This is a genomic window from Pseudomonas glycinis, from assembly GCF_054871425.1.
On sequence record NZ_JBTYHF010000015.1, the window covers coordinates 56,432 to 64,958 of the forward strand.

Consider the following 8,527-nt stretch of genomic DNA (forward strand, 5'->3'; position numbering starts at 1 on the left):
GCGCTGAATCAGAACCGATAGCTGACAGAAGTACCGAGCCCGCTGGCGCTGTTCTTGTATTTCGCGCTGTACGAACCCTTGGCCGCCGAGGTGTCGTTGATCTCGACGCTCTCTTCCCAGAGATACGAATAGGCGACGTCGATGGTGACATTCTCCGCTGGAGTCCAACCGGCGCCGAGGCTGAACACCTTGCGATCGCCTGTGGGAATACGCGGTCCGCGATTGCTGTTGTTCGCCGGAGATTGATCAACCGAGAACCCGGTACGCAGCACCCATTGGTTGTTCAACCGGTACGCCGCGCCGATGGCGTGAGCCCAGGTGTCGTGCCAGTTCTGCTCCTCGCTGATCGTCCCCAACTGGCCGGCGAGCAATGGCGGCAATCCACTGTTTTCGATGGTCAGCTCTTTGAAGCGACTCCAGCGCGTCCAGGTGCTGCCGGCATACAGCGTCCAGTCGTTGTTCAGTTGATGGGTGACCGAGAAGTCCACCGACTCCGGGGTGTCGACGTCCAGCGAGGCGTCATAGCTGCGACCGCTGACCCCAAGCACGTTGAAGATGCCATCGCTGAGTTTGCTTTTCGCGTCGAGGTGGTAACTGACTTTTGAGTGATAGGTCAGGCCCAGGCGGGTCTGCTCGGTGGCCTGGACCATGACACCGGCGTTAAAGCCCAGCGCGGTGTCGTCGCCGGTGCTTTTGACTTTGCCGTCGTTGCGCCCGGGGCTCAGCGGATTGGCGACCATCCCCGACAGCTCGCCGCTGATGCGGTTGATGGTCGGGCCGAAGCCGATCGACACCTTGTCGTTGAAGGCATAGCTGATGGTCGGCTGGAACGTCAGCGTGGTGACTTCGCTTTTGTTGGCGTAATAGCGGCCGGCGAAACCGCTGCCGTAGTCGGTGATCAGGCCAAACGGCACGTAGAACCCGACGCCGAACGCCCAATGCTCGTCGATCGGCTTGACGTAATAGCCCATCGGTACCGTGGTGGTCGGCACCATGTCGCCGTCTTCCTTACCGCCGAACGTGCTGCGGGTCTGGCTGATATCGGACTTCGCAAACAGCGTCGCCTGCCCGACGCTGGCCTGCTCGCGCTTGAGCCGCGCCATGCCCGCCGGGTTGCCGAAAACGGTACTGGCGTCTTCCGCCGAGGAAGAGCGACCGGCAAAACCCGATCCCATGCCGCTGACGCTTTGCTCATTGAGCGCGAAACCGCCGGCCAGAACGTTCGACGACGCAAGAACGACAGCCAGCCCCACCGGGTGCTTGAGCATTGTTTTTTTCATTGTGTGGACTCTATGGGTGACTCGGAATTGGAATACCTGAACTGCGGCGGCCATGCTATCCGAGTGACCATATCAGTCAACAGTCACATTTTAGGTAATTCATCTTCTGCCCCTGTACGGGCGAGGCGAGATTAGGGGGCGACTCATCCGAGTATTCGGATCAGCAGAGGGTCAAGGCATCAAGCTGCGCAAGATGAGGTTCGAAGTCAGCGTGGGCGCCACTTCGATGAAATCCAGATTGTGTTGCAGCATCAGTGGATTGACGAAGGGCCGCAGCGCCAAGTGGATCGACTCGACCGTCTCGTCCAGCGGCGTCCTGCGCTCGAACTCACCGGCCTCGCGCCCTTCTCGCACAATGTCGGTGATGAAACGCTTGATCTGCGCATCGTAACGCTGCGCACTTGGCCAGTTCTCACCCGCTGCAAACGCGGCAATGTCGTAGAGCTTGCGATCGTTGAAGAACAGATTCACACCCGTGGCGATCACAGTTTTCACCAACCGGCGGAAACGCTCGGTGGGCGTTAGTTCTTCCTCGTTTATCGCCTCCTCGACCGCCGCAACGATCTGCCCTAGACAATTCGCGCAGATGGCTTCGCCAATCGCCTGTTTGGAATCGAAGAATTTGTAGATGTACGCCTTGGAGAAACCGATGGCCTTGGCCAGATCGGACACCGTGGTCTTGGCGTAGCCGTACTGGCTGAAATGCTCGTTGGCCGCCGCGACAATCTGATCACGAATGTCGTGATCGACGGGACCACGCGGGCCGGGGAAGGATGGGGAAACTGAGGACTGATTCATGTCGGCAGCTTACTCACCCGCCCGTCGACTGACAACGTGTGACTCATTCTGAAAACCACCACCCATCCACTGTGGGAGCGAGCCTGCTCGCGAATACGCCCGCCCAAACAACACCAATTCCCCAAGCTGCTGCACTACCCGGCCTTACTGATCGCAGAAAAATTGATACGAGAAAAGCCATGCAGCAACATCCCGACAATGATCAGCGCCCCCGCCCGCAACCACGTCTCCCACCCCTGCTGACTGAGCAGCACCAGACACGAAACGATCGCAAGCACCGGAACGAAGGTCGGCACGCGAAAGTGATTCTCCTCTACCCTGTCACGACGAAGAACCAGCACCGCCACATTGGTACTCAGAAAAACGAACAGCAGCAGCAAAACCACTGTCTCTGCCAACGTTGCCAAAGTACCGGTGAGCGTCAGGGCAATCGCTACCACCGTGGTTGCAACAATTGCAGCCCACGGAGTTTTTCGTTCAGGCAGAACCGCACCCAAAATACCCGGCAACAGCCCCAGATTCGCCATGCCATAGGTCAATCGGCTGGCCATGATCATGGTTAACAACGCACCGTTGGCCACAGCGATCAGCGCAATAAAAGAGAACAGCGCCGGCGGGATTGCGAGGGTCGATGCGCGGACAACTTCGAGCAAAGGCGCCGACGTTGCCACCAACTTCTCGGTAGGCAACACCGAAGAAGCCGCCACGCCCACCGCCATGTAAACCACGCCAGCCGTAAGCAAAGCCGCGAACAAGGCCCGCGGGTAAACCTTGCGCACGTCTTTGATTTCCTCGGCCAGATTGGCCGAAGTTTCGAACCCGACGAAGGAATAGAACGCCAACAATGCCGCCCCCAGCACCGCCAGCACGGGACTGACGCCCGGTTTGAACGTGAGCGTCCGCCCCAGATCCGCATCGCCTGTGCGGAAATACCAGACCGCAGCCACGATCACCAGAATCAGCCCGGACAGTTCAATCACGGTCATCACCAGGTTTGCCCCAAGCGACTCCTTGATCCCCCGCGCGTTGAGCAGGCCGATCGCCAGGAGAAACACCAGCGCTGCAATCTGCGGCGATACGTCGACGAAGGCGTTGAGGTAATCACCGGCAAACGCCAGCGACAAACCCGCAGCGCTGGTGACCGCAGCCGCCAGCATGCAGAAACCGACGAGGAAGGAAATGAGCGGCGACTTGAACGCCTTTTCCGCGAACACCGAAGCCGCGCCGGCGTGGGGATATTTGGTCACCAGCTCTGCGTAGGAACCCGCCGTCAACATGGCGAAGAACAGCGCGATCAGCAGCGGCACCCAAATCGCGCCGCCCACCTCCCCGGCAATGGTTCCGGCGAGAGCGTAAACACCCGCGCCGAGTACATCGCCGAGAATAAACAGAAACAGCATCGGGAAAGTGATTGCCCGGCGCAGAGCAGGTTTATGAGTGGGAGCCGTCACGGTCATTCCTTGGTTCAGGTGTGGAGGAGCTGGAGGGTTGTCACCTCAAACAATGGAAATGGCGCCGAAAGCAAAGTTCAAAATGTGTGATGGGGCTTGTCGGCACGACGCTATAAACATTGCCAACTCGACACCTGTGGGAGCGAGCCTGCTCGCGAAGAAGCCAGCCCGATCAACACAAAACCTCAGCCAAAACCAATTCCCTAAACACCCCGTTTAAAACCGACATCCAGACTATTCCAGCAAGCTACAACGCCTTGCGCCATTGCCTACGACTACGCCAGAATCCGCCGGCTTGTGCGCCTCGGGCCAGGGTTCTATCGTTGGCTGGTCACTGAAAGCAGTGATCGGGTTTGGTAGCCCGGGTATACGAGGTGCGCAATGACACCGTTTGGCGAAGTCTTCGCCTGGCTTCTATGGTGGCTATGCGCAGGGCGCTTTCGAGCGCGCCGGTTTTGCCTCGTGTCCCGGTCTACCAACCTGTGCATGGCCGCCACCCTTCGTTTGGTAGCGAACGGGTGATGGCTCCTTTTAAAGCGGCACGAGGAGAAAGATCATGTTCAAAGTCACGCCCAACCCGCCACAGTCAGACGCAACCTCCCCCTACGAATCCCTCGACTCAAAAAAACTCCACGAAGCCGCCGACCGCGCCCTCGACCACTACCTCAAACCCACCGACACCCTCAAAACCACGCCCTACCAAACCAGCAGCATGTTCCTCGCCAACCCGAAAATCGCCACCGAAGAACTGCTGGTCAACGCCAGCGAATCACTAGGCTCCGCCTCGGTAATGCTGAGTGATGTGATCGGGATGGTTGAAGGATCTGCTCGCAAGACACTGCAAGGTATTGCGCAGGTAGTGATGCTCGGCGAGCTGGCGGTCAATCAGGCGTTGGATAATGTCGTGCCGGTGGAGTAAACGAAAATGCCCTGTTACCGGTGAGGTGCAGAGTTTCAAATACAAGCGATGAAGGTCGGGCGTGCGCTTATGTCCCGCCCCCCACCGCGCTCATCACAAGAGCCCAGCCTTGCGCTGGGCTCTTGCTGTTTAGTGGCAGTGGTAGTCGTTGGTCTTGTGGTTGCGATGGCAACCCTTCGAGTCAGTGCCACCGCTGTGCGCAAAGGCAGCAACGGATGTAATCGATAATAGTGCGGCAATCAGAATGGCGGACAGTTTCATCAGGGCTTGCTCCATGCTCGTGTTGTTATTCTTTGTGAGATGTCTCACGCGGAGCAGCGTATGGCCAGGTGCCTTCATTGAGCAAGCGACTTCTCCGAGGATTCGATCAAAGGTCGATTGCTTGCGATGGCTGGGTCACTGGGCGCGAACATCAGCCAAACGACGTCGTTTGTCGGGCTGGTTATGGTGGCAGGTGGCGGCACTGAGTGCCGCAACGAAAAGCACCAACACTCCCGCCTTATGCGCTCAGGCCAATCCAGCCATGGAAGCCGACATACAGGCCAACGCCAATGATCAGCACGCTGGACAGGTAAGGAGCGCGCCGCGCTACGGTTCCCAGCCACGGCCAGCGATTGGAAGCCTGTCTGGCGCCAATGGCTGCTGCGGCACCGACGGTGACCAAAGTCAGCGCCAGGCCGATGCTGAAACACAGAACGAGCATGCCGCCGAGCGCGACCTCTTTGACTTGCAGGCACAGCAACAGGACAGTGATGGCAGCCGGACAGGGAATCAGGCCGCCAGTCAGTCCGAACATGACGATCTGACCCGTGGTCACTTCGCGGTTGGTGAAGCGCTTACGGATGTCGTTGGCATGAGCACGTTCGTGCGCATCCTGATAGCCATCAATCGACAGCTTCAGGCCTTCGAGTTCGGAATGCGCATGCCCGTGATCATGCTCCTGGAACATGAGATCGTAATCATGCGAATGCCCGGCATGTCCAAGACTCAAGCGAGCGCTGAACTCGTGCGGCTCCGGAATTTCAACCGTCGACTGCAGATGACCTTCACGCTCGACGAACGCGAACGATTGGCTGCTGCCGTCCGGACGCGTCGTGGTCAGGCGAACATCCGAGGCTGCCCAGGCGTGTCCGCTCAAGGTCTTCAGGCGCCAGTGCGGTGGCAGGCCTTCCTCGAAGATCGACAGTTCAACACGGCCATGGCCGGTATCTATTCGGTGCGTTTCATCATGATGACCATGGTCGTGTTCGCCGTGATGGTGATCATCGCTTTGCTCGAACTTGAACATCTGCTCACCGCGCCAGGTACGCCACAGCATCCACAGGGCAATCATGATGATCAGTGCAGCAGACGCAAGCTGGAAATACGGCTCAGTGGTTTCAGCATCCAGGCCTTTGCCCAGGTACATGCCGCCGATGGCGACCAGCCACACCACGGCGGTGTGCGAAAGCGTTGCGGCCAACCCCAACAAAACAGCCTGTTTGACCGAGCCACGGATGGCCACGATGAAGGCTGCCATCATGGTTTTCGAATGACCTGGCTCCAGGCCATGCAAGGCGCCGAGCAGAATCGCGCTCGGGAAATACAGCCAGGCGTGAGCCCCGCCTTGCTGCAACAGTTCAGCGAAATCGGGCATGTCAGACCTAAAGGTACTTGGTGATTTGTTTGAAGGCTTCCAGCGGTGCGCGCTCGCCATTGCCTAGCGCCGAAACGGTATCTTCGAGGCAGTGGTCGATGTGATCCTGGATGAGCGTGCGTTTGGCCTGGCAAATCGCTTTCTCAACCGCATGAAGCTGCTGGGCGATATCCACGCACTGACGCCCTTCTTCGATCATGGTGATGATGCCGCGCAAATGCCCGTCCGCCCGTTTGAGGCGTTTGATGATCGCCTCATGACTTTGGTGGGTGTGGGGATGGCTGTGGTCGTGTTCGTGTTCACTCATGAGTTGAGTCTCAGGGCTCGATGAATTACGCTGGCATCGTATCCCCCCAGGGGGGATTAGGCAAATGACTTGAACGCCCTGTCAACGAGTTGAAACCTTTAACGCCATGTTCAGTAAAACACTGACAACGACGGTAGTAATCGCGCTTGCTCTCGCCATGTTCATGGCCTGGGCCGGGCATACCTATTCGTTGTCAGTCACCTCGGGGCAGCCAGCCTGGGAGATCGCTCAGGACGTCCATCATGCTCACGGCGAAGAGTCGTCATCCAGCCACGACCGGCGATTACCTGAGCGTCAAACAGTAGTCCGGAACACATTGAAAACGAGGCCGCAAATGCGGCCTCGTTTTTTTCTGCGCGAAGAAAAGTGCTGGATTCAAATCCCGCAAATGTCCGTGCGCAGCCGCCAGGCGTCCTTCGCCGGTGGCATGCCGAACAGACGGGCGTAGTCTCGGCTGAACTGCGAGGGACTTTCGTAACCGACTGCATATCCCGCCTCTGCGGCGTCGACCGCTTCGGTGACCATCAGCCGACGTGCTTCCTGTAGCCGCAACTGGTTACGAAACTCCAGCGGGCTCATCGAGGTGATCGCCTTGAAATGCGTATGAAAAGAAGAACGGCTCATGCCGGCGATTTCGACGAGTTCATCTATCCGACACGCTTCGTTGTAGTGGCTGCGTAGCCAGGCAATAGCCTTGGCGATCTGGTTCAAGCGGCTGTCTGCTTGTGCCATCTGCCTGATGAGGCTGTTGCCGTTTTCGGTTAGAAGGCGATAAAGCATTTCGCGAATCACCAGCGGAGCGAGCGCTTCGATATCCCGTGGCCTGTCGAGCAGCCCGGCCAGCCGAACCGCAGCATCCAGCAGTTCTGGGGTCGTATCGTTGAGCGTAATGCCTGCCGGCGGTGCACTGACGCTCTCTTCTCTTAGCGGATGGCGCAGCGCAAGTTCACTCAATACAGCGGTATCGAGATCCAGCGCCAGGCACAGATAGGGAACAGCCTCACTCGCCTCGATGACCGAGCCCATCACCGGAAGGTCTACCGATGCAATCAGGTACTTGGCCGGATCGTAAACATAGGCGGTAGTGCCCAGCATCGCTTGTTTACGTCCTTGGGCGACCAGGCAGAGTGTTGGCTCGTACACCACCGGCATAGGCATCGTGGGCGTAGCCGAGCGAATCAGGCTGACACCCGGAATCGCGGTGCTGTGAATGCCGTCATCCAGGACGTGACGACCAACGATATCGACAAGCTTTGAAAGGGAATTCAAACACTACTCCATAACGTGGGGATGCGGCGGTTAGACATCTGGCCTATCGGATGATCAAGCAAGAAATCAGGACGATCCTGCAACAGCCCTCCTCCGCTCATAAGTCACACTCCAGATGAAGCCCAGAGAAACTGCCGTCCACACCCGCGCCGATTCTTTGCCAATGCCCCATATAGAACAACGGCGTCCTGGAACGCAACTAGCGGCTTACAGATAACAACAACGGCCCATCCAACTCGGGACAGATTAAGGAGCACAGGAAATGACGCTTGTTCAACGCCTCTCTACAGCGCTAGCACTGGTCTTCACCACACTCATTGCAGGACTGGCGCCCGCCGTGGCCAGCGAACCAACTACGGAACGCAATCGCCAATTCATCGCGCAAGCGTTCAACCAATGGGCTCAAGGCGGCCGGACGTTCTTCACAGATGTCCTGGCTCCCGATGTGATCTGGACAATCAAGGGGACGAGCCCTTCGGCGGGCACTTATCGCGGCCGAGATGACTTCCTCAAACGCGCAGTTCAACCCTTCGCAAAACGGCTTGCCTCGCCCGTTCGCCCGACGGTGACGGATATCTGGGCTGAAGGCGATGACGTCGTTGTGCACTGGGACGGCACCGCCACCGCAGCCGACGGCGCGCCTTATCGCAACAGCTACGTATGGATCATGCGCATGCGAAATTTGCAGGCAGTTGAGGTCACTGCCTTTCTGGACCTGGTGCCTTATGACGACGTTATCAGGCGAATTCCGCTTGAAGCGGGCAATGTTGAATAGATAATCCTGCCAAGATCGGCTGGAGGATCTGCTCGCGAGACGCTGCGAGATATTACGTAGGTGGGCATGTCGTCGAATGTCGGCTTTCGGCC

At 58.2% G+C, this 8,527-nt stretch carries 9 protein-coding genes; 2 read left to right on the forward strand and 7 right to left on the reverse strand.

From position 1 onward, the window contains the following. Nucleotides 1-8: 8 nt before the first annotated feature. The 3 genes from ACYSTU_RS26295 to ACYSTU_RS26305 all read right to left on the reverse strand — a co-directional run bounded on the left by ACYSTU_RS26295 (nt 9) and on the right by ACYSTU_RS26305 (nt 3,535). A complete protein-coding gene (locus ACYSTU_RS26295; protein ID WP_499002581.1) occupies nt 9-1,280 on the reverse strand; it encodes an OmpP1/FadL family transporter in 1,272 nt (423 codons plus the stop codon). 171 nt (nt 1,281-1,451) lie between these two features. Next, on the reverse strand, nt 1,452-2,078 hold the full coding sequence (locus tag ACYSTU_RS26300; protein WP_122507016.1) for a TetR/AcrR family transcriptional regulator: 627 nt from the start codon (nt 2,076-2,078) through the stop codon (nt 1,452-1,454). Between the two features lie 134 nt (nt 2,079-2,212). After that, nucleotides 2,213-3,535: an APC family permease gene (locus tag ACYSTU_RS26305; RefSeq protein ID WP_499002584.1), complete on the reverse strand. Its 1,323-nt coding sequence runs from the start codon at nt 3,533-3,535 to the stop codon at nt 2,213-2,215. Nucleotides 3,536-4,085: 550 nt separating this feature from the next. Between ACYSTU_RS26305 and ACYSTU_RS26310 the strand changes: the two genes are divergently transcribed. After that, nucleotides 4,086-4,448, forward strand: a complete 363-nt coding sequence (locus ACYSTU_RS26310) for a DUF6124 family protein (protein ID WP_039758848.1) — start codon at nt 4,086-4,088, stop codon at nt 4,446-4,448. Between the two features lie 129 nt (nt 4,449-4,577). Here ACYSTU_RS26310 and ACYSTU_RS26315 read toward each other — a convergent pair whose 3' ends face one another. From ACYSTU_RS26315 to ACYSTU_RS26330, 4 genes are all read right to left on the reverse strand, one after another. Further along, nucleotides 4,578-4,709, reverse strand: a complete 132-nt coding sequence (locus ACYSTU_RS26315) for a YHYH domain-containing protein (protein ID WP_096144211.1) — start codon at nt 4,707-4,709, stop codon at nt 4,578-4,580. 238 nt (nt 4,710-4,947) lie between these two features. Further along, a complete protein-coding gene (locus ACYSTU_RS26320; protein ID WP_499002589.1) occupies nt 4,948-6,084 on the reverse strand; it encodes a nickel/cobalt efflux protein RcnA in 1,137 nt (378 codons plus the stop codon). A 7-nt stretch (nt 6,085-6,091) separates the two neighbouring features. After that, nucleotides 6,092-6,391, reverse strand: a complete 300-nt coding sequence (locus ACYSTU_RS26325) for a metal-sensing transcriptional repressor (RefSeq protein ID WP_016774379.1) — start codon at nt 6,389-6,391, stop codon at nt 6,092-6,094. A 375-nt stretch (nt 6,392-6,766) separates the two neighbouring features. Continuing rightward, nucleotides 6,767-7,660, reverse strand: coding sequence for an AraC family transcriptional regulator (locus ACYSTU_RS26330; RefSeq protein ID WP_499002592.1), 894 nt, complete (start codon nt 7,658-7,660; stop codon nt 6,767-6,769). 262 nt (nt 7,661-7,922) lie between these two features. On the opposite strand from ACYSTU_RS26330, the gene ACYSTU_RS26335 reads away from it, so the two are divergent. Beyond that, nucleotides 7,923-8,435, forward strand: a complete 513-nt coding sequence (locus ACYSTU_RS26335; protein WP_499002594.1) for a nuclear transport factor 2 family protein — start codon at nt 7,923-7,925, stop codon at nt 8,433-8,435. Nucleotides 8,436-8,527: the final 92 nt, after the last annotated feature.

What these genes read in the sequence shown, in the direction of transcription:
- ACYSTU_RS26295 (WP_499002581.1), bottom strand. Translation starts at nt 1,280, where the DNA reads ATGAAAAAAACAATGCTCAAGCACCCGGTGGGGCTGGCTGTCGTTCTT.
- ACYSTU_RS26335 (WP_499002594.1), top strand. Translation starts at nt 7,923, where the DNA reads ATGACGCTTGTTCAACGCCTCTCTACAGCGCTAGCACTGGTCTTCACC.
- ACYSTU_RS26305 (WP_499002584.1), bottom strand. Translation starts at nt 3,535, where the DNA reads ATGACCGTGACGGCTCCCACTCATAAACCTGCTCTGCGCCGGGCAATC.
- ACYSTU_RS26310 (WP_039758848.1), top strand. Translation starts at nt 4,086, where the DNA reads ATGTTCAAAGTCACGCCCAACCCGCCACAGTCAGACGCAACCTCCCCC.
- ACYSTU_RS26325 (WP_016774379.1), bottom strand. Translation starts at nt 6,391, where the DNA reads ATGAGTGAACACGAACACGACCACAGCCATCCCCACACCCACCAAAGT.
- ACYSTU_RS26320 (WP_499002589.1), bottom strand. Translation starts at nt 6,084, where the DNA reads ATGCCCGATTTCGCTGAACTGTTGCAGCAAGGCGGGGCTCACGCCTGG.
- ACYSTU_RS26300 (WP_122507016.1), bottom strand. Translation starts at nt 2,078, where the DNA reads ATGAATCAGTCCTCAGTTTCCCCATCCTTCCCCGGCCCGCGTGGTCCC.
- ACYSTU_RS26315 (WP_096144211.1), bottom strand. Translation starts at nt 4,709, where the DNA reads ATGAAACTGTCCGCCATTCTGATTGCCGCACTATTATCGATTACATCC.